Below are 20,562 nucleotides of genomic sequence, written 5' to 3'. Positions count from 1 at the left end.
GCGTGACGAACCCCGGTGACCCGCAGCAGGATCGTGGGTACTACGGTGCGGGCTGGCAGCAGCCCGCACCGCCCGGACCCGGGGGAGCCGGCGGTTCCGCGCCGCCGTACGGTGGGCAGCCTGGCGGGCAGCCGCCGTACGGTGGGCAGCCTGTTGGGCAGCCTGGTGGGCAGCCGCCGCACGGCGTCCAGCCCGCTGCCGGGGTGCCCTACGCCCCGCCGCGACCGCCGCGTGCGCCGGCCGATCCGCGTCGGGCCTTCGCGCCCGGCGCCTCGGTGAACAACACCGCCGGGGCGCTCATCGCCGTGGTGTCCCTCGTGCTGGTCGAGTTCGTGTCCGGCATCGTCGGGCTCATCGGGACGTCGCTCGTCGTCAGCCCGTTCGCGCACTACGGCGCGGGTGCCAGTCTGGTCGGCAGCTTCATCGCCTCGGTGTTCCTGGCGCCGTTCCCGTTCTACGCGGGGGCGTTCCTGGCGTTGGCGTTCCTGACCCCGATCGCCCGCCGCAGTCCGCTGCCGACCGTGCTGCTCCGCGCCGTGCTCGCCGGGGCTGCCGGGACGATCGCCCTCGCGCTCGTCGGTGTCTTCACGGGGGCGTTCGGCGCGATCACCTCGGGCGGTTCCCGACTCGTGATCGACGTCGTCACGAACCCGCTCCGCAACGGCGTGCCGTTCACGGTGATGCTCCTGGCGAGCGCGACCGCGGCGTGGCTGTGGCTCGGGCGCCCGCGACGGAACCGTGGCACCGCGCCGACGTCCGGTCTGCCGGGGACGGTTCGGCCCGCCGACGCCGTCCCGCCCGCGACCGTGCAGCCGGGGCCGCAGCAGCCGCAGCAGGGCCCGTACGGACAGGGTCTGGTCCAGCCGGACCCCCACGGGCAGTACGGCGGCCAGTACGGCGCAGAGCCCCGTCCGGACCAGCAGCAGCCGCCGGCAGGCCCCTGGGGCGGTCCGGCGCCGCGCTGACCTCGGGTCGTCGCTTGCGACGCGGTCGCTCGTGCGGTCGTGTGGGCGGTCGTGTGGGCGCTGCACGGTGCGAGGTTGACCACATGGTGCGGCCCTCGTACCTCGCACCGTGTGGCCAACCTCGCACGGTGCGCACGTGCCCGAGGCGCGACCGCGGTCCTGCGCGGTGCGGCGTCCGCCTGTCGTCGCACCGTGCGAGGTTCTCCGGGCGGTGCAGCGGCCGCGGCACGGTGCGAGCCTCTGGCGACGCACCGTGCTGCCGACCTCGCACGCTGTGGGCAACCTCGCACGGTGCGCGGACGCCTGCGAGCCGGCCCCGCACCGTGCGACAGGACGGGCGTGGCGGGCGTGCGCCGGGCCTCCCGTCCGCACCGTGCGAGGTTCCGGACGCCGTGCGAGCCGGCGTGCCCGGCACCGAGTCGGGAACCTCGCACCGTGCGTGCCGGACGCACGCGCGGCGCGTCAGTGGGCGCGCTTGTCGCGCTGCGCCACGCGCAGGCCGCTGCGGATGAGCCGCAGCACGAGCTCCCGGCCGGACACCGCAGAGGCCCCTGCGGCGACCAGTTCGTGGTACTTCGCGAGCGGCACGTCGTAGTGGTCGTGGTCGAACGCACGACGCGGCACACCGGCGCGTGCAGCGAACGCGTGGAGTTCCGCGTAGGATTCATCACTGACGAGGTGCGACCACAGAGTGTCGTGAGCGGGCCACGTCGGTGGGTCGATCAACACGGTCACCGTGCAATCGTACGTGTGTCGCCGTTTGACCGGACCCATGGGGATCGAGTATTCTCGATCCCTGGTGTCAGCGGGCCGTTCTGCCTGCGTCGCCGATCGGGCCCGGCCTTCCGGGAGCCGCTCGTGCAGAAGTGGGCACCCGAGACTTCCCTCAAGCAGAGTTACGTAAGGATTTCCACGTGGTTTACGCAGTAGTGCGCGCCGGCGGCCGTCAGGAAAAGGTCGAGGTCGGCACCATCCTGACCGTCGACCGTGTCAAGGCGGACGACAAGGGCAACATCGACCTCGCCCCCGTGCTCCTCGTGGACGGTGACAAGATCACGTCGGCGGCTTCCGAGCTCGTCAACGTGACCGTCACCGCCGAGGTGCTCGACGACCTGCGCGGTCCGAAGGTCATCATCCAGAAGTTCAAGAACAAGACCGGGTACAAGAAGCGCCAGGGTTTCCGCGCTGAACTGACCCGCGTCAAGATCACCAAGATCGCGTAAGGGAGTCAGCTCATGGCACACAAGAAGGGTGCGAGTTCCACTCGCAACGGTCGTGACTCGAACGCTCAGCGCCTCGGCGTGAAGCGCTTCGGTGGCGAGGTCGTCAACGCCGGTGAGATCATCATCCGCCAGCGTGGCACCCACTTCCACCCGGGCGCCAACGTCGGCCGCGGTGGCGACGACACGCTGTTCGCCCTCTCGGCCGGTTCGGTCGAGTTCGGCACCAAGGGTGGCCGCAAGGTCATCAACATCGTCAACGCGTAATCGCGACGATCAGCTTCAGCGGGAGGGGCGGGCCGAGTGCCCGCCCCTCCTTCGCTTTTCCCGCCGACGGATGCCGCCGGCACAACGCGCTGACGAATCTCGTCGGCACAACGCGCCGACGGATCACGTCGGCACAACGCGCTGACGGACCCCGTCGGCGCAACGATCTTCCAGGAGTGGAACCATGGCGACCTTCGTCGACCGCGTGACCCTGCACCTCAGCGCGGGGAAGGGCGGCAACGGTTGCGTCTCGGTCCGCCGTGAGAAGTTCAAGCCCCTCGCCGGGCCCGACGGCGGCAACGGCGGTGACGGCGGTGACATCGTGCTCGTGGCCGATCCGCAGGTCACCACGTTGCTCGGCTACCACCGCTCCCCGCACCGTTCGTCCAAGAACGGGCAGCCGGGCATGGGCGACCACCGCAGCGGCGTCAGCGGCGAGGTCCAGGAGCTCCCGCTCCCGATCGGCACCGTCGTGTACGACGAGGCCGGCGAGGTCATCGCCGACCTGACCGAGCCCGGCATGCGCGTCGTCGTGGCCCCCGGTGGACAGGGCGGCCTCGGCAATGCGGCGCTCTCCACCACCAAGCGCAAGGCCCCCGGCTTCGCGCTCCTCGGCACCGAGGGCTGGGCGGGTGACATCAGCCTCGAGCTGAAGACCATCGCCGACGTCGCCCTCGTCGGGTTCCCGAGCGCCGGCAAGTCCTCGCTCATCGCCGCGATCTCGGCCGCGAAGCCGAAGATCGCCGACTACCCCTTCACCACGCTCACCCCGAACCTCGGCGTCGTCGAGTCGGGCGAGAGCCGCTTCACGGTCGCGGACGTCCCCGGGCTGATCGAGGGCGCGTCCGAGGGCAAGGGCCTCGGCCTCGAGTTCCTGCGGCACGTCGAGCGCTGCGAAGCCCTGCTGCACGTCATCGACTGCGCGACGATGGACCCGGGCCGCGACCCGATCAGCGACCTCGACGTCATCCTCGGCGAGCTCGAGCGCTACCCGGTCCCCGAGGGTCAGGTGCCGCTGCTCGAGCGTCCGCAGCTCATCGCGCTCAACAAGATCGACGTACCGGATGCCGCCGAGCTCGCCGAGTTCGTCACCGCCGAGCTCGAGGGCCGCGGCTACCGCGTGTTCCCGATCTCCACGGCGTCGCACAAGGGTCTGCGTGAGCTGACCTTCGCGTTGGCCGAGGTCGTCGAGCAGGGTCGTGCCAAGCGTGCGGCCGAGCCCGTCGTCGAGCGCATCGTCATCCGCCCCCGTGCCGTCAACGACCAGGGCTTCACGGTCCGTGCCGAGGGCGGTGAGGAGCACCGCTTCTTCCGCGTCCGCGGCGCGAAGCCGGAGCGCTGGATCCAGCAGACCGACTTCACCAACGAAGAGGCGATCGGCTTCCTGGCCGATCGGCTCGCGAAGCTCGGCGTCGAGGACGGCTTGTTCAAGGCCGGCGCGGTCGCCGGTTCGACCGTCGTGATCGGTGGCGACGGCGGCATGGTCTTCGACTGGGAGCCGACGCTCACGTCCACCGCGGAGCTCATCACGAGCGCGCGCGGGACCGACGCCCGCATCGGTGCGACCTCGCGTCCGACCCGCAACGAGCGTCGCGAGGAGTACTTCGAGCGGATGGACGCCAAGGCGGCCGCCCGTGCCGAGCTCGAGCAGGAGCGTGTGTCCGGCCTCTGGGTGAACGACGAGGTCGTCACCAGCGACGACCTCGAGACCGGAGACCCCGAGACCGGCGTCGAGACCGGCGACTTCGAGACCAGCGACCAGAAGGACTGACCGCGGCATGACCGACACGACCGCCCGCACCGACCTCGGACCCGTCACCCGGCGAGAGGACATCCCGCGTGCGCGGCGGATCGTGGTCAAGGTCGGCTCGTCCTCGGTCAGCGGTGACGCCGCCGGCCAGATCGGTCCGCTGGTGGACGCCCTGGCCAGCGCCTACGGCCGTGGCACCGAGGTCGTGCTCGTGTCGTCCGGTGCGATCGCGACCGGGTTCCCGTTCCTCGGGCTCGAAGGCCGTCCCGACGACCTCGCCACGCAGCAGGCCGCCGCGGCCACCGGCCAGAACGTCCTGATGTTCCGGTACCAGAAGGAACTCGACCGGCACCGGGTCGTCGCGGCGCAGATCCTGCTGACCGCTGGCGACCTGCAGAACCCCACGCACCGGGTCAACGCGCAGCGCGCCATCGACCGGCTGCTCGCCCTGCGGGTGCTGCCGATCGTGAACGAGAACGACACGGTCGCCACGCACGAGATCCGCTTCGGCGACAACGACCGGCTCGCCGCCCTGGTGGCTCGGTTGCTCGGTGCCGACGCCCTGGTGCTGCTGTCCGACGTCGAGGCCCTGTACACGAAGCCGCCGGAGCAGCCCGGCGCCGAGCGCATCGACGAGGTACCGTTCGGCGACGAGCTCGCCGGCGTCACCTTCGGCTCCGTCGGCAAGTCCGGCGTGGGGACCGGGGGAGCAGGCACCAAGGTCGCGGCTGCGCGGCTCGCGGCCGAGTCGGGTACGTCGGTCCTGGTGACCGCCACGGCCCTCGTCGACCGCGCCCTGTCGGGCGAGCACGTCGGCACCTGGTTCCACGCCGCGCCGCGTCCCTGACACGGGTCGGACCGCGCTCGGAGCGGTCACGACTCGCCGCTGGGACGGCGCCGACCGGTCAGGGACCGTCGGCGCGGGCGTCGCGGAGCGACGGTCTGCGACCGCTCGCGTGGCGCAGGACGACGTGCCGTGACCGGTCGGCGTGGTGAACGCGACCGCCTGGAGGCCCGGCACGGGTCCCGGGGACCGGTGCCGGGCCTCCAGGCGGTCACGACGCACCGACGGACCGCGTCGAACGGTCGGGACCGGTCGACGGGGGCGGCGCGGAGCGACGCGGCGCGACCGCTCGGCGGTCGTGGTGCAACGTGTCGTGACCGGTCGGCCGGCGAGACGCCGTCAGGCCCGTCACGGGCCGACGAGCGGACCTAGAATCGGTCCATGTCGTCGATCGCGCCCGCCCCGACCCTGACCGACACGCTCGTGGCTGCCCGCACCGCCTCGTCGGCGCTGGCGACCGCGACGACGGCGGTCAAGGACGCCGCCCTGGTGGCGATCGCCGCCGGGGTCCGCGCCGCCACCGACGAGATCGTCGCCGCGAACCACGGTGACCTGGTCGCGGGCGAGGAGAGCGGCCTGTCCTCCGGCCTCGTCGACCGCCTCCGACTCGACCCCGCACGCGTCGAGGCGCTGGCCACCGCGGTCGAGGACGTCGTCGGCCTGCAAGACCCGGTGGGGGAGCACCTGCGGGGCTCGTCGCTGCCGAACGGCCTGCAGCTCACCCAGGTGCGGGTGCCGTTCGGGGTCGTCGGCGCCATCTACGAGGCACGACCGAACGTCACGGTCGACATCGCCTCGCTCGCGCTGAAGTCCGGCAACGCGGTCGTGCTCCGCGGGGGTTCGGCGGCCCAGCGGACGAACGCCGTGCTCGTGGCGCGCATCCAGGACGCCGTCGAGTCGGTCGGCCTGCCGCGCGAGCTCGTGCAGACCATCGACGAGTTCGGCCGTGCCGGAGCCACCGAGCTCATGCGCGCCCGCGGCCTGGTCGACGTGCTCATCCCACGCGGCAGCGCCTCGCTCATCCAGACCGTCGTCACCGAGTCGCAGGTCCCCGTGATCGAGACCGGTGCCGGCGTGGTGCACGTGTTCCTCGACGCGTCGGCCCCCGAGCAGCGCGCCGTCGACATCGTCCTGAACAGCAAGGTGCAGCGGCCGAGCGTCTGCAACGCCCTCGAGACCCTCCTGGTGCACGAGCAGGCGGCCGAGCGGCTGCTGCCCGTGCTCGCGGACCGGCTCCGTGCCTCCGGTGTCACGCTGCGCGGCGACGACGCCACGCGGGCGATCGTGCCAGGCGTGCTGCGCGCCACCGACGAGGACTGGGCGACCGAGTCGATGGACCTCGACTTGTCGATCCGCGTCGTGCCGGACGTCGACGCCGCGATGGCGCACATCGCGCGCTGGTCCACCCACCACACCGAGTCGATCGTCACGAACGACGTCGACACGGCCGAGCGGTTCCTGGCGACGGTCGACTCGGCGGTCGTGATGGTGAACGCGTCGACGCGCTTCACCGACGGCGGGGAGTTCGGCTTCGGCGCCGAGGTGGGCATCTCGACGCAGAAGCTGCACGCGCGTGGCCCGATGGGGCTGCCGGAGCTCACGAGCACCAAGTGGATCGTGCGCGGGAACGGCCAGATCCGCGGCTAGACTGAACGGCGTCTTTCCCCGACCGAACGGAGCACCGAACGATGACCTTCCTCGCAGAAGCTGCGGAGCACGCCTCCGGGGCCCCGGCGTTCGTGTTCCCGCTCGTCGGCGCGCTGTTCTTCATCTTCCTGGGCTTCGTCACCTGGAGCTTCCGCGACGTGGCCTACCGCCACTCGCAGAAGTTCGAGGCCACCCGCCACCACGAGACGGGTGTCGACGAGTTCGGTCACACCAAGAGCTGATCTGCACCCGATGCTCGAGAGCACCGGACGACCGCGCATCGGGGTGATGGGCGGCACGTTCGACCCCATCCACCACGGTCACCTCGTCGCGGCGTCCGAGGTCGCTCGGGCGTTCGACCTGGACGAGGTCGTGTTCGTCCCCACCGGTCAGCCGTACATGAAGTCCGGCGTCACGGATGCCGAGCACCGCTACCTGATGACGGTCATCGCGACCGCGTCGAACCCGATGTTCACGGTGAGCCGCGTCGACATCGACCGCCCCGGCCCGACGTACACGGTCGACACGCTCCGCGACCTGCACGAACAGCGGCCCGACGCGCAGCTCGTCTTCATCTCGGGCGCAGACGCCGTTCAGCAGATTGTCGACTGGAAAGACCATGATGGTCTCTGGGACCTCGCGCACTTCGTCGCCGTGACGCGTCCGGGACACGACCTGAGCATCAGCGGACTCCCCGAGCGAGACGTAAGCTTGCTCGAAGTCCCCGCACTGGCCATCTCGTCGACCGACTGCCGCGACCGGGTGAGACGTGGTTCCCCCGTCTGGTACCTGGTCCCCGACGGGGTCGTCCAGTACATCTCCAAGCACCACCTGTATCGGAGCGTTGCATGAGTTCGTCCGACGCGCAGCCGCCCCTGTCGCGGCGCCAGGCGCGCGAGCGGGAGCGTGCCGCAGCAGCCGGTTCGCAGCCCGCGACGCCGCCGCCGACCGTCGCCGCACCCGCCGAGTCGACGGAACCCCGTCCTCGGCCCGGTTCGCACGTGGCACCCGCTCCCGGCGGTCCGGCCCAGTCCTCCGCTCCGGCGTCCGCCGCGACGGGCACGTCGGCACCGACGGGCACGCCGGCCTCGGCGCCCTCCGTGCCGGTGACCTCCGTCCCCGCGGCCGGGGTGTCGCCGTTCCCGCCTGCCTCGGCGACCGAGATCGTGCCCGGCAGCGGTGGTCTGACCCGCCGCCAGATCCGCCAGCAGCGCGCCGCCGAGAACCAGGCGGTCCTGCCGGTCCCGCTGCAGAACCCCACGCCGCAGTCCTCCGACCGCACCGTCGAGGACGTCCTCGGCTCGGTCGACACCATCGAGCCGACCTCGGCGCCGCGCGACACGGACGAGCCGTCCGGTTCCGAGACCCCCACGGTGCTCGACGAGGCTGCGGTCGCCCAGGCCACCGAGGCGGACGGGTCGCCCGACGCCCTCGAGCCGCTCGACGAAGCCGCTGCGCACGCCGAGGAGCCCCGGCGCCACCGGTCGACGTGGTCGCCGCCCGCCGACGACGCTTCCGACGCACAGCCCGAAGCCGGGGCCGCGGACGAGGCTCCCGCAGGGACGTCCAGCGACCAGACGGGCGCCGACCAGACGGGCGCCGACCAGACGGGCACCGACGAGACGCCGGCCGACGAGACGCCGGCCGACGCGGACGCCCCGGCCGACGTCGCCGCACCCGAGCACCCCTCGGCCACGCCGCTCCCGGGGATCCCGGACGGCGCGCCGTCGACCCCGGCGGTGTTCCCGCTGTCCCTCGACCCCGAGGACGACGACACCAACGAGGTCCCGATCCCGGAGCCCGCACGGACCGAGCCCCCGAAGGTCCCCGCGTCCTTCCAGCGGCCGGCCGAGCCGAAGCCGATGACGACGGCCTTCGAGCCACCGGTCGGGCACTGGTCGCAGCAGGCGCACGGCTCGAACGACGCCGAGGTGCACGACGACTCGACCGGCACCCGCCGGATCGCGGTCACCGACACCAACGCGATCATCCTGCCGAACTCGGCCCTGGCCGACCCGACCGGAGCACTGAACGCGACGGGCGAGGTGATCCTCACCGGGTCCATCGACCTGCCCGCGTCGTTGTCCTCGACGGGGTCGCACCGGCCGATCGACGGCGCCGAGGTCGACCGCCTGCTCGAGCAGCACGACGAGCAGCCGGAGACCGACGCCAGCCCGGTGCGCGCCAGCCGCGCGGTGTCCAGCCACACCTCGACCCGCCAGGTCGTCCTCGCCGCCGCGAAGCCGAAGGAGTCGCGCACGCCGCTCATCCTCGGCGTCACGGTCGGCGCCGTCGGTGTCGCCGCTGCCGCGGTCATCATCGTCGCGCTCGTCACGACCCACACCTTCGGCGGCTGACGCCCCGACCCGAACCACCGATCCCGACACCCGCGTCGGCCGCGGCCTGGCCGTGCGTCGGCGGGGTGGCTTATGATCGTGACCCATCAAGCGATCCGGCTCCCTGCCGGGTCGACGACCGGAAGGAATCCGTGACCGCCTCCACTCGCGCACTGGAACTCGTGCAGGCCGCCGCTCTCGCGGCGGACGCCAAGCAGGCCGAGGACCTCGTCGCGCTCGATGTGACCGGGCCGTTGCAGCTCACGGACGTGTTCCTGCTCGCAACCGGTCGGAACGAGCGCAACGTGCAGTCCATCGCCGATGCGGTCGAGGAGCGCCTCCTCGAGCTCGGCGCCAAGACCCTCCGCCGCGAAGGCCGGAGCGAGGGCCGCTGGGTCCTCATCGACGTCGGCGACATCGTGGTGCACGTCTTCCACGACGAGGACCGTCAGTACTACTCGCTCGAGCGGCTCTGGGCAGACTGCCCGACCATCCCGCTCGAGCTCCCGGTGGACCACACCGCCTGATCAGCGACGCGCCCGGGTGACGGCTTCGATTTCGTTGCCCGGCGTTCGCATGGTGTACGCTTCTATGGTGCCTCCGGGGAACCGGTCGGCACGGAAGCAACACAATCTGGGTCTGTGGCGCAGCTGGTAGCGCACCTGCATGGCATGCAGGGGGTCAGGGGTTCGAGTCCCCTCAGATCCACCAACAACCCCCGTCGTTCCCCGGAACGGCGGGGGTTTCTTCGTGGTGCGGGTGGCCGCACGTGCCCGATACGCTGAGCGCATGAGCAACGATGCGCCGCTGTCCGGAACCCCGCTGACGATCTCCGCCGCCGGGTACACGGCCGACATCGCCACGGTCGGTGCGACGCTGCGGACCCTGCGGCACGAGGGTCGCGACCTGATCGTGCCGTTCGCCGCGGACGAGGTCCGACCGGCGTTCCGCGGTGCCGTCCTCGCTCCGTGGCCGAACCGCGTCGTCGACGGCGAGTACTCGTTCGGCGGTGTCGACCACGAGCTCGCGCTCACCGAACCGGCACGGCACCACGCCCTGCACGGACTGGTCGCCTGGACCGACTTCCGGGTCGAGGCGCAGGAGCCCGACCGCGTGGTGCTCGCCACCACCGTGCAGGCCCAGGCTGGCTACCCGTACCGCGTCGAGGTCCTGGTCGAGTACCGGCTGGACGACGCCGGGCTGCACACGACGATCACCGGCACGAACTCCGGCGCGGACGACGCCCCGTGGGGGACCGGCCCGCACCCGTACCTGGTCGCCGGCGCCGGCACGGTCGACGACTGGACCCTCACCCTGCCCGCGGCCGAGGTGCTCGAGGTCACGCCGGACCGGCTGATCCCGACCGACCTGGTCCCCGTGCACGACGAGTTCGACCTGCGCACCGCCACACGCATCGGCGACCGGTTCATCGACCACGCCTTCACCGGCTTCGACCGCGACGCCGACGGGGTCGCGACCATCGCCCTGACCGCAGCGGACGGCCGGGGTGTCCGCGCGACCTTCGGTCCGGAGTGCCCGTGGGTGCAGGTGCACACGGCCGACCACGTGGTCCCCGAGTACCACCGCGCCGGCCTGGCGATCGAGCCGATGACGTGCGCCCCGGACGCCTTCAACGACGGTGTCGACCGCGGTCTCGTGGTGCTCGCCCCCGGTGCGTCCCACGCCGCCGCATGGACGATCTCCGCGATCTGACCGGTCCGTCGGCCGGCGCCCGCATCGAGGTCCGCCGGCTCGATCCGGTCCCCGACCTCGGCGCGCTGGCCGCCGCGGTCGAGGGCGACTTGGTGTGGCTCGACTCCGCGCTGCCGGACGGCGCACCCGACGCCGCTCGACCACGGGCGCGATGGTCGGTGCTGACGTGGGCGGACGGGCCGTTCCGTGCCCGGTTCCGCCACCAGGACCGGCAGGCGTCCGTCGAGGTCGCCGCGCCCGCTGCCGGCTGGTTCGGCTCGTCGTCCTCCGACGACCGTCCGGCCTTCACCGTGCTGGCCGACCTCCTCGCGCGGACGCCGCAGCTACCCGAGCCGATCGCCGGTTGCGGCTTCGCACTCGGCTGGGTCGGGTTCCTCGGGTACGAGCTCGGTCGCGAGTCCGGCGGCCCGGACCGCACCGCCGACGGCCACGCCGACGCCGACCTGCGGTTCGTGGACCGCGCCGTGGTCGTCGACCACACCGGTGGCGCCTGGGCGCTGACGCTCGTCGCCGACGCGGAACCGGCGGCCAGCGCGCAGAACCGGGCGTGGCTCGAGACGGTGACCGGGTCGCCGTCGCCGGCCGACGTGGCGGACGCGGCCACGGGCCTCCCGGCCGGGGTGTCGTCAGCGGCCGGACGCACGTCGCGAGCCGACCACGAACGCGCCGTCGACGCGTGCCGCGCCGAGATCCGCGAGGGCAACGCGTTCCAGGTCTGTCTCACCACCTCCTTCTCCGTGCCGGGCGGGGGCCGGGAGGCCCGGGTCGGCCCCGGCACGGACCCGCACCTGTCCGACCCGCACCTGTCCGACTACTTGCGGATGCGGGCGTCGGACCCCGTCCCGTTCGGTGCGTACCTGCGGCTCGGCCCGCTGCGCGTGGCGAGCCGGTCGCCGGAGCGGTTCCTGCGGATCGCCGCGGACCGCACCGTGCTGGCGGAACCGATCAAGGGCACACGGCGACGACTCGCCGACGCTGCTGCCGACGCGGCCGTGCGGGACGAACTCGCGGCGAGCGCCAAGGACCGTGCCGAGAACGTGATGATCGTGGACCTGCTGCGGAACGACCTGCTGCGGACGGCGATCCCCGGGTCGGTGCACGTCGAACGGCTGTGCGCGGTCGAGACCTACGCGAGCGTGCACCAGATGGTGTCGACGATCGGTGCCGTGCTGCCGTCGGGGACGTCGCCGGCGGACGTGGTGCGGGCGGCGTTCCCACCCGGGTCGATGACCGGCGCGCCGAAGATCAGCGCGATGGCGATCGCCGACCGGCTCGAGGGCGCGCCGCGCGGGGTGTACTCGGGGACGATCGGGTACTTCTCGGCGAGCGGGGCGGTCGACCTGTCGGTGGTCATCCGGACACTGGTGACGGTGGTGGACGCCTCGGGCGGCGGGGTGGGTCCGGTCGAGGTCCGGTCGCGGACGCTCGGGGCCGGGGGAGCGGTGACGTGGTCGTCGGTGGCGTCGGACGAGGCGGACGAGGTCGTGACGAAGACGCGGTCCGTGCTCGGCGCGGTCGGTGCGGTGGCGACGTGGTGAGCTGACCGAACACGCGTTCGACCCGATTGTCCACGGATGTCGGACGCGATTGACATCATCGAACACATGTTCGAATATGAGGGCATGCAGACGGCGGCGGCACTCCGGTCGCCCGGCCCGGACCGGGTCGGGCGGGGCGGTGCTGTGCGTGGGGGTTCGGGTGCTGCGCGCGCGGGTGCTGCCCGTGGGGGCGGCGCGGGCGCTGCGGACCACCTCGGTGACGCCCGGGCGGCGCTCGACCGCATCACGTCCCTGCGGTCCCGGGTCACCGACATGGAGTCCACCCGTGTCGACACCGCTGGGCTCCCGACCGCCTCCGCTCTCGAACCCCTGCTGCCCGGCGGAGCGATCCGGGTCGGTGGCACCTACGCCGTCCCCGAGTCGGTGCTGCTCGCGATCACCATGCTGCAGGCGGCCTCGGCGTCCGGTGCGTGGTGCGCGGTCGTCGGGGTGCCGTCCTTCGGGATCGAGGCCGCGGCCGCCGCGGGGATCGACCTCGAGCGGCTCGTGCTCGTCCCCGATCCGGGCGACCAGTGGCTCGCGGTGACCGCGGCGATGGCGGACGTCGCCCAGATCGTCCTCACCCGACCGCTCGGCCGGGTGGTACCTGGAGACGTCGCCCGCCTGTCGGCTCGGCTCCGGCAACGCGGCGGGGCCCTCGTCGCGCTCGGGTCCTGGCCGGGCGCGGACGTCACGCTGCGGATCACGTCGTCGGTGTGGAGCGGCATCGGTCAGGGCCACGGGCACCTGACCGAGCGTCGCGCCACCGTGACGGCGACCGGTCGTGCGGGTGCGGTGCGCCCCACCAGCGCCGAACTGCTCCTGCCCGCGGCCGACGGCACGGTCCGGACGGCGACCCCCGTGCCGTCGGTGGGGTCCGGCGACACCCGGGTGCTGCGGCCCGTGGCGGTGGCGTCGTGATCGCCGGGGTGCTGCGGCCCGTGGCGGTGGCGTCGTGATCGCGCCGGGGCGTGTCCGTGCCGACGCGATCGCCCGCGGCGGGGCGCTGCCCGAGCCACCGCCGACCCGCACCATCGTGCTCTGGTGTCCGGACTGGCCGGTGATCGCGGCGGCCCGCGCGGCCGGGGCACCGCCGGAGCAGCCCTTCGCCGTGGTCGCGAAGGGCCTGGTGTTCGCGAGCTCCGCGTCCGCACGGCAGCACGGCGTCGTCCGGGGCCTCAGGGTGCGCGAGGCACAGGCGCGCTGTCCGGAGCTCGTCGTGCACCCCTACGACGACGCCCTCGACCACCGCGCGTTCGAACCCGTCATCCGCGCGGTCGAGGCCGCCGTCCCCGGGGTCGAGGTACTGCGGCCCGGCACCCTCGCCCTGCGTGCCCGGGGACCGGCGCGGTACTACGGCGGCGAGCGGGCGGCCGCGGCGACCCTGGCGGGGATCGCGGCCGACCACGGTGCCCCGGCGGTGCGGGCCGGTGTGGCGGACACCCCGTTCGCGGCGGAGCAGGCGGCACGGGCCCGGCCGGTGCGTCCCGGCGAACGGGTACGGATCGTGCCGGTCTCCGGCTCGTCGGACTTCCTGGCGGCCCTGCCCCTCGGTGTGCTCGGCGACCCCGAGCTCGCGACGGTGCTCGACCGGCTCGGCATCACCACGCTGGGCGATTTCGCGTCGCTCAGTGACGAGCAGGTCCGCGACCGGTTCGGGGTCGCCGGGGCGTTCCTGCACCGGCTGGCCAGCGGACGCGACCCGCGGGAGATCTCGGCACGCGCGATCCCGCCCGAGCTCCGGATCGAGGCCGCCTTCGAGCCCCCGCTCGACCGTGCCGACCAGATCGCGTTCGCGTTCCGGCGCTCCGCCGACGACTTCGCCGCACGCCTCCGCGCCGCGGGGCTGGTCGCGACGACCATCCGGGTGGGGATCGTCGACGAGCGGGACATCCTGCTCGAACGCACGTGGGCGCACCCCCGGTGGTTCGACGCCGCCGACGTCGTCGACCGGGTGCGGTGGCAGCTCGCCGGCGGGGTCGACCCGACCGGGCTCGAGGCCCCCGTCACCTCGGTCGTGCTCGAGCCGGTCGCCGTCGACGACATGGCGAACCACGAACGCGGACTCTGGGGCTCCGGACCGGACGAGCGCGTGCACCACGGGCTGGCCCGGATCCAGGGCATGGTCGGGCACGACGGGGTGGTGAGCCCGCGGGTCGGTGGTGGCCGGACCCTGTCCGAGCGGGTGGTGCTCGTGCCGTGGGGCGACGCCCCACCCGGCGGCGAGCGGGCCCTGGCCACCGTGCGCGACCGCCCCTGGCCCGGCAAGCTGCCCGGCCCGCCGCCCGCCACCGTCCTCGAGCGTCCCCGCCCGGTCGACGTGGTCTCCGGCGACGGCGCGAGCGTCGACGTCGACGACCGCGGCGTGCTGTCCGGCGCACCCGAACGCTTCCGCGCCGAGGGGGACCGGGGCGGCGGGTTCGCACCCGTCACGGCCTGGGCGGGCCCCTGGCCGCTCGTCGTGCGGTGGTGGGAGTCCGGCGGCCGACGACTGCACCGACTGCAGCTCGTCGACGCCGAGGGCCGTGCCTGGTACCTGGTGCTGGCGGACCACCGGTGGTGGGCGGAGGCGATCGCCACGTGAACCGATCCAGGAGCAGGACCTGATGGGCTACAGCAACCCACCCGTGCCGTGGTCGCAGTTCGAGCGCGCCCTGTCGGACAAGCGCAGTCCGGGGACGGCGAAGGCCGGCGACGGCGGGGACAGCCCGGCGTGGTCGCGCAAGCGCGAGCCGTACGTGCCCACGGACCAGCCGGCGGTTGCGGACGACGGCCCTCCGGTCGTGCCGTACGCCGAGCTGCACGCGCACTCGGCCTTCAGCTTCCTCGACGGCGCCAGCCAGCCCGAGCAGCTGTTCGAGGAAGCCGCACGGCTGCGCCTGCACGCCCTCGCCCTCACCGACCACGACGGCTTCTACGGTGCCGCCCGGATGGCCGAGGTCGCCGAGGCGTACCCGCAGGTCGGCACCGTCTACGGCACCGAGCTCTCGCTGGGCCTGACCGAGCCGCAGAACGGCGTCCCCGATCCGCAGGGCTCCCACCTGCTCCTGCTCGCCGACGGGCAGGACGGCTACCACCGGCTCGCGGGCGCGGTGACGAGTGCGCACCTCGCGGCCGGGTCCGAGAAGGGCAGCCCACGCTACGACCTCGACGAGCTCGCGGGGCGGGCCGACGGGCACTGGCGGGTGCTCACCGGGTGCCGGAAGGGCACCGTCCGACAGGCGCTCGAGCAGGGCGGGGAGTCCGCGGCGGAGACCGCGCTGCGCATGCTGCTCGACCGCTTCGGCAGCGGCAACGTCGTGGTGGAACTCCTCGACCACGGCGACCCGCTCGACAGCGCGCGGAACGACGCTCTGGCGACCCTCGCCGAGCGGTACACGCTGCCCCTGGTCGCGACCGGCAACGTCCACTACGCCACCCCGGACCGGTTCCCGGTGGCGACGGCGCTGGCCGCGGTCCGGGCCCGGCGCAGCCTCGACGAGATCGACGGGTGGCTGCCGGCCGCCGACACCGCGCACCTGCGCTCCGGCGCCGAGATGACCCGGCGGTTCGGGCGGTACCCGGGGGCGATCGAGAACACCGTCACGCTGGCCGACGAACTCGGGTTCCGGCTGCGCACGGTCAAGCCCGGACTGCCCGACCTCGACGTGCCGGACGGCCACACCGCGATGTCCTGGTTGCGGGAGCTCACCTGGACGGGTGCACGTCGGCTCTACCCCGGCAGCGCCGACGGCGTGGACCCGCAGAAGCGCGAGCGCATCGAACGCGAGCTCGCGGTGATCGAGGACAAGAACTTCCCCGGCTACTTCCTGATCGTGCGCGACATGGTGCAGTACGCCCGCGGCCGGGGGATCCTCTGCCAGGGGCGGGGTTCCGCCGCGAACTCCGCGGTCTGCTACCTGCTCGAGATCACCGCGGTGGACTCGATCCGCTACGGCCTGCCGTTCGAGCGGTTCCTGTCGGCGATGCGCGACGAAGAGCCCGACATCGACGTCGACTTCGACTCGGACCGCCGCGAAGAGGTGATCCAGTACGTCTACGAGAAGTACGGCCGGTACAACGCCGCCCAGGTCGCGAACGTCATCACGTACCGCCCGAAGGGTGCCGTCCGCGACATGGCGAAGGCCCTCGGCCACAGCCCGGGGCAGCAGGACGCCTGGTCGAAGCAGGTCGAACGGTGGGGCTCGGTGACCGAGAGCCAAGACCACGACATCCCGCCGGCGGTCGTCGGGCTGGCGAGCGACGTCCTGGGCTTCCCACGCCACCTCGGCATCCACTCGGGCGGCATGGTGCTCACCGACCGGCCGGTGGGCGAGGTCGTGCCGATCGAGCACGCGCGGATGGACGGCCGCACGGTGCTGCAGTGGGACAAGGACGACTGCGCCTTCATGGGGCTCGTGAAGTTCGACATGCTCGGCCTCGGCATGCTCGCGGCGCTGCAGTACTCGTTCGACCTGGCGGCGGAGCACTGCGGGGAACGCTGGGAGATGCACTCCATGCCGAAGGAGGAACAGGGCGTCTACGACCAGCTCTGCCGAGCCGACACCATCGGGGTGTTCCAGGTGGAGTCCCGCGCGCAGATGGGCACCCTGCCCCGGCTGCTCCCACGACGGTTCTACGACCTGGTGATCGAGGTCGCCCTCGTCCGCCCCGGCCCGATCCAGGGCGGTGCCGTCCACCCCTACATCCGGCGTCGGACCGGCGAGGAACCGATCACGTACATCCACCCGTCGCTCGAACCGGTGCTCGAACGCACCCTCGGCGTGCCGCTGTTCCAGGAGCAGCTCATGCAGATGGCGATCGCGGTCGGCAACTGCTCGGGCGACGACGCCGACCTGCTGCGGCGCGCGATGGGGTCGAAGCGCGGCCACGAGAAGATCGACCGGCTGCGCGACAAGCTCTACGCGGGCATGTCGGACAACGGCATCCACGGCGAGGACGCCGACGCGATCTACGCGAAGATCCAGGCGTTCGCGAACTTCGGCTTCGCGGAGAGCCACTCGATCAGCTTCGCCCTGATCGTCTACGCGAGCGCCTGGATGCGCCTGCACTACCCGGGGGCGTTCCTGGCCGCGCTGCTCCGGGCGCAGCCGATGGGGTTCTACTCACCGCAGACCCTGGTCGCCGACGCCCGTCGGCACGGCGTCCAGGTGCTCCGACCGGACATCCTCCGCTCGGGTGTCGACGCCACGCTCGAACCGCTCGGCGACGACCAGGTGGTGCCCCCGTGCGGTGACGACGCCTGCCTGCACACGGAGCAGCCGCCGGTGCTGCCCTTCGACAAGGCACTGCCCGACGACACCGCACGCCACCGCCGCGACGGCGCGTTCGCGGTCCGGCTCGGACTCGCCGAGGTCGCCTCGCTCAGCCGGAAGAGCGCCGAGAAGATCGTCGCCGAGCGTGACGCGAACGGCCCCTTCGTCGACATGTCCGACCTGGCCCGCCGGGTGGGGCTGACGACGGCGCAGCTCGAGGCGCTCGCCGCCGCCGACGCCTTCGCCCCGTTCGACATCGACCGCCGCGGGGCGATGTGGTCGGCGGCGCAGGCCGCTGCGGAGCGCGCCGACCAGCTGCCGGACACGCAGGTCGTCGTCCAACCGCCGCTGTTCGGGCAGATGACGAGCGGCGACGTCCTGATCGCCGACATGTGGTCGACGGGCATGACGACCGACGACCACCCCGTCCGGCACGTGCGCGACCGGCTCGCCGCCCGCCGGGTGCTCAGCGTGCAGGACACCGCGACGGCCGAGACCGGGCGGCGGGTCGAGATCGGCGGGATCGTCACGCACCGGCAGCGTCCGGCGACGGCATCGGGGATCACGTTCATGAACGTCGAGGACGAGACCGGGCTGGTCAACGTCATCTGCAGCGTCGGGGTGTGGGGACGCTACCGCCGGGTCGCCCGGGAATCCCCGGCGGTGATCGTCCGCGGCATCCTCGAGCGGTCGCCCGACGGCGTGGTCAACCTGGTGGCGGACCGGATCGAGCACCTGTCGCTGTCCGTGCGCACGCGGTCGCGGGACTTCCAGTGAGTGGTCGCGGGCAGCGGTCCGCGCGCGGCGGGCGCGGAGGAGGCGCGCGGCTACTCGACCTCGGGCAGTCGCACCGTGACCTCGAGTCCGCCGGAGCGCACGTTCCGCAGCGACGCCGTCCCGCCGGCACGCTCGGCCACCGCACGGACGATCGCGAGCCCCAGCCCGGATCCACCCGGCAGGGCGATCGCACCGGTGGCCGGATCGGGGTTCGGGCGCGACTTCCGGGCCTCGTCCGGTCGGGTGAACCGGTCGAACGCCACCGGGATGAACGACTCGGGGACACCGGGGCCGTCGTCGGTGACCTGCAGGACGCCTTCGCCACCGGTGCTGCGCCAGGACACGAAGATGCCGCCACCGCGGGGGAGCGCCGACACCGCGTTGCCCGCGATGTTCGTGACGAGCTGCGCCATGCCACCGGTGTCGAGCCGGTAGCGGGGTTCGTGGGTCCCACCGCCGATGCCGGGCCCGGAGCCACCGACGGCCACCGGGGCCTCGAGGTCGAAGTCGACGGTGACGTCCTTGGCCGACGCGATGAGCCGGACCCGGTCGACGGCCGCCATGACCTCGTCGCCGAGGTCGGACCAGGCGGTCTCCGGGCGCTGGTCGCCGTCCTGTTCCCGCCGTTCGGACTCCTCGATCCGCGACAACGCGAGCAGGTCGTTCGCCAACCGGGAGAGCCGGGCGACGCTGTGCTTGGCGCGCTCGATGTGGGCAGCCAGGGCGGCGGCGTCGTCACCGTCGAGCGACGCCAGGTCGAGCTGGGTGGTCAGGATGGCGAGCGGTGTGCGGAGCTCGTGGCTGGCGTCGGACACCATCTGCCGTTCCCGCTCGGTGGCCTGGCGCGTGCGGGCGAGGAAGGCGTTGAGGGTCGTGGCCAGGGACGCGAGTTCGTCCTGCGCGGGGCCGACGGGCAGCTCGGCCCGTTCGGGCGCGACGGACAGCCGCTCGGCCTCTCGGCGCATCCGGTTGACGGGACGGAGTGCCGCGGTCGCCAGGATCCACGAAGCGACGCCGAAGGCGAGCAGGATCGCGACGCCGGTGAGCGACAGGGTCGAGGTGAGGTCGTCGACCACGATCGCCTCGGCCTGCGAGTTCCGGGCGGCGACGACCGTCCACCGGCCGGCCTGGTTCACGGGGTGTTCGACGACCACGCGGTACTCGGACCCGGACACCCGGATGATCGAGGTGCCGGCCGGAGTGGAGGTCAGGCTGCCGAGAGCGCTCTCCACCCGGGTGGGCATCGTCGAGAGCACGATGTCGCCGGACGGTGAGACCACGGCGACGAGCTGCGCGTTGCCCGGCGGGGACAGGTCGGGATCGCTGTCCACCTCGAGCGTGGCGACGTACGGGTCGGCGTCGGCGTCCAACAGGGTGCGGGTCGCACTCGCGACGACGCTGACCACCTGGAACCGCATCACCAGCACGAGCAGCACGATCACGACCGCGGCGATCGCCGTCGAGCCGATCGTGATCCGTGCCCGCAGGGACAGCAGGCGCAGGGGGCGGACCAGACCGCGTCGTGGGCGGTCCGGCCCCGGGCGAGCGGAAGCCCCGCTCACGCCCCGAGCAGATCCAGGCGGTACCCGCGGCCGCGCACGGTGGCGATCGCGACGGTGGCCTCGTGGGCAACGAGCTTCTTGCGGAGGTACGAGATGTACTGCTCGACGACGTTCGGGTCGACGTGCTGCGAGCCGTCCCAGACCTCTTCGAGGATCTTCGGCCGGTCGACCACGCTGCCGGCGGAGCGAGCCAGCAGGCGGAGCAGCGCGAACTCGGTCGGGCTGACGGCGACGCGCTGGCCCTTGATCGAGATGCGACGGGCCTCGGAGTCGATCGAGACGTCGCCGACCTCGATCGTGCGGGGTGCCCCGGCGGACTCGCGGCGACCGAGGGCGCGGAGCCGGGCGGTGAGCTCGGCGAACGCGAACGGCTTGGTGAGGTAGTCGTCCGCGCCGGCGTCGAGGCCGAACACGCGGTCGTCCACGGCGTCGCGCGCGGTGACGAGCAGGATCCGCACGGGGTCCTCGCGCTCGCGGATGCGTCGTGCGAGCTCGAACCCGGACATGCCGGGCATCATCACGTCCACGACGGCCAGGTCGAACGCCTGCTCGCCGAGGGCGATGAGCGCCTCGACCCCGTTCTCCACCGCCGTCACGCGGTACCCCTCGGCAGCGAGACCGCGCTCCATCAGGGCACGCATCTCATCGTCGTCCTCGACCACCAACAGCCGCATAGTGGACCTCCTCG

18 protein-coding genes and 1 tRNA gene are annotated in these 20,562 nt (G+C 72.8%); 16 read left to right on the top strand and 3 right to left on the bottom strand.

Annotation, left to right across the window (positions count from 1 at the left end; translation table 11 throughout):
* The first annotated feature begins 2 nt into the window (after positions 1-2).
* Positions 3-965, top strand: coding sequence for a hypothetical protein (locus EDF53_RS12930; RefSeq protein WP_148058352.1), 963 nt, complete (start codon positions 3-5; stop codon positions 963-965).
* A 462-nt stretch (positions 966-1,427) separates the two neighbouring features.
* Here EDF53_RS12930 and EDF53_RS12925 read toward each other — a convergent pair whose 3' ends face one another.
* A complete protein-coding gene (locus tag EDF53_RS12925) occupies positions 1,428-1,700 on the bottom strand; it encodes a DUF4031 domain-containing protein (protein WP_123293958.1) in 273 nt (90 codons plus the stop codon).
* A 179-nt stretch (positions 1,701-1,879) separates the two neighbouring features.
* Between EDF53_RS12925 and rplU the strand changes: the two genes are divergently transcribed.
* From rplU to EDF53_RS12850, 15 genes are all read left to right on the top strand, one after another.
* Positions 1,880-2,188 (top strand): 50S ribosomal protein L21, encoded by a 309-nt coding sequence (gene rplU / locus EDF53_RS12920; protein WP_111084536.1) that lies wholly within the window; start codon positions 1,880-1,882, stop codon positions 2,186-2,188.
* Positions 2,189-2,200: 12 nt separating this feature from the next.
* The gene (rpmA, locus tag EDF53_RS12915) at positions 2,201-2,452 is read left to right on the top strand and encodes a 50S ribosomal protein L27 (protein ID WP_071257351.1); all 252 of its coding nucleotides are present in this window, start codon (positions 2,201-2,203) and stop codon (positions 2,450-2,452) included.
* A 184-nt stretch (positions 2,453-2,636) separates the two neighbouring features.
* The gene (gene obgE / locus EDF53_RS12910; protein ID WP_123293957.1) at positions 2,637-4,223 is read left to right on the top strand and encodes a GTPase ObgE; all 1,587 of its coding nucleotides are present in this window, start codon (positions 2,637-2,639) and stop codon (positions 4,221-4,223) included.
* 7 nt (positions 4,224-4,230) lie between these two features.
* The gene (gene proB, locus EDF53_RS12905) at positions 4,231-5,049 is read left to right on the top strand and encodes a glutamate 5-kinase (protein ID WP_216834657.1); all 819 of its coding nucleotides are present in this window, start codon (positions 4,231-4,233) and stop codon (positions 5,047-5,049) included.
* A 378-nt stretch (positions 5,050-5,427) separates the two neighbouring features.
* Positions 5,428-6,693, top strand: coding sequence for a glutamate-5-semialdehyde dehydrogenase (locus EDF53_RS12900; RefSeq protein ID WP_123293956.1), 1,266 nt, complete (start codon positions 5,428-5,430; stop codon positions 6,691-6,693).
* A 41-nt stretch (positions 6,694-6,734) separates the two neighbouring features.
* Positions 6,735-6,935 carry a hypothetical protein gene (locus EDF53_RS12895; RefSeq protein ID WP_123293955.1) on the top strand — a complete coding sequence of 67 codons (201 nt, stop codon included), beginning with the start codon at positions 6,735-6,737 and terminating at the stop codon, positions 6,933-6,935.
* Positions 6,936-6,945: 10 nt separating this feature from the next.
* A complete protein-coding gene (gene nadD, locus EDF53_RS12890; RefSeq protein WP_111084540.1) occupies positions 6,946-7,545 on the top strand; it encodes a nicotinate-nucleotide adenylyltransferase in 600 nt (199 codons plus the stop codon).
* Complete coding sequence (locus EDF53_RS12885) at positions 7,542-9,050, top strand: hypothetical protein (RefSeq protein WP_123293954.1); 1,509 nt, start codon at positions 7,542-7,544, stop codon at positions 9,048-9,050. The genes nadD and EDF53_RS12885 overlap by 4 nt, the downstream gene beginning before the upstream one ends.
* A 131-nt stretch (positions 9,051-9,181) precedes the next feature.
* On the top strand, positions 9,182-9,556 hold the full coding sequence (rsfS, locus tag EDF53_RS12880; RefSeq protein WP_111084542.1) for a ribosome silencing factor: 375 nt from the start codon (positions 9,182-9,184) through the stop codon (positions 9,554-9,556).
* 108 nt (positions 9,557-9,664) lie between these two features.
* Positions 9,665-9,740, top strand: a tRNA-Ala gene (locus EDF53_RS12875).
* Between the two features lie 78 nt (positions 9,741-9,818).
* Positions 9,819-10,742: an aldose 1-epimerase family protein gene (locus EDF53_RS12870; RefSeq protein ID WP_123293953.1), complete on the top strand. Its 924-nt coding sequence runs from the start codon at positions 9,819-9,821 to the stop codon at positions 10,740-10,742.
* Positions 10,721-12,280: an anthranilate synthase component I family protein gene (locus EDF53_RS12865; protein WP_123293952.1), complete on the top strand. Its 1,560-nt coding sequence runs from the start codon at positions 10,721-10,723 to the stop codon at positions 12,278-12,280. Before EDF53_RS12870 ends, EDF53_RS12865 begins: the two co-directional genes overlap by 22 nt.
* Before the next feature lie 36 nt (positions 12,281-12,316).
* Complete coding sequence (locus EDF53_RS12860; RefSeq protein WP_123293951.1) at positions 12,317-13,201, top strand: hypothetical protein; 885 nt, start codon at positions 12,317-12,319, stop codon at positions 13,199-13,201.
* A gap of 34 nt (positions 13,202-13,235) precedes the next feature.
* Positions 13,236-14,864 (top strand): DNA polymerase Y family protein, encoded by a 1,629-nt coding sequence (locus EDF53_RS12855; RefSeq protein ID WP_123293950.1) that lies wholly within the window; start codon positions 13,236-13,238, stop codon positions 14,862-14,864.
* A gap of 22 nt (positions 14,865-14,886) precedes the next feature.
* On the top strand, positions 14,887-18,312 hold the full coding sequence (locus EDF53_RS12850; RefSeq protein WP_123293949.1) for an error-prone DNA polymerase: 3,426 nt from the start codon (positions 14,887-14,889) through the stop codon (positions 18,310-18,312).
* Positions 18,313-18,362: 50 nt separating this feature from the next.
* Here EDF53_RS12850 and EDF53_RS12845 read toward each other — a convergent pair whose 3' ends face one another.
* Together EDF53_RS12845 and EDF53_RS12840 are read right to left on the bottom strand one after the other, a co-directional pair.
* Positions 18,363-19,874 carry a HAMP domain-containing sensor histidine kinase gene (locus EDF53_RS12845; RefSeq protein WP_123293948.1) on the bottom strand — a complete coding sequence of 504 codons (1,512 nt, stop codon included), beginning with the start codon at positions 19,872-19,874 and terminating at the stop codon, positions 18,363-18,365.
* Positions 19,871-20,548: a response regulator transcription factor gene (locus tag EDF53_RS12840; protein ID WP_111084549.1), complete on the bottom strand. Its 678-nt coding sequence runs from the start codon at positions 20,546-20,548 to the stop codon at positions 19,871-19,873. The genes EDF53_RS12845 and EDF53_RS12840 overlap by 4 nt, the downstream gene beginning before the upstream one ends.
* Positions 20,549-20,562 lie beyond the last annotated feature (14 nt).

The sequence above is a fragment of the Curtobacterium sp. PhB78 genome (assembly GCF_003751685.1).
In the GTDB taxonomy this organism is placed as follows: Bacteria; Actinomycetota; Actinomycetes; order Actinomycetales; family Microbacteriaceae; genus Curtobacterium.
Note: the sequence above shows the minus strand (reverse complement) of the source record. Positions and strands in the feature narration are given on the sequence as shown.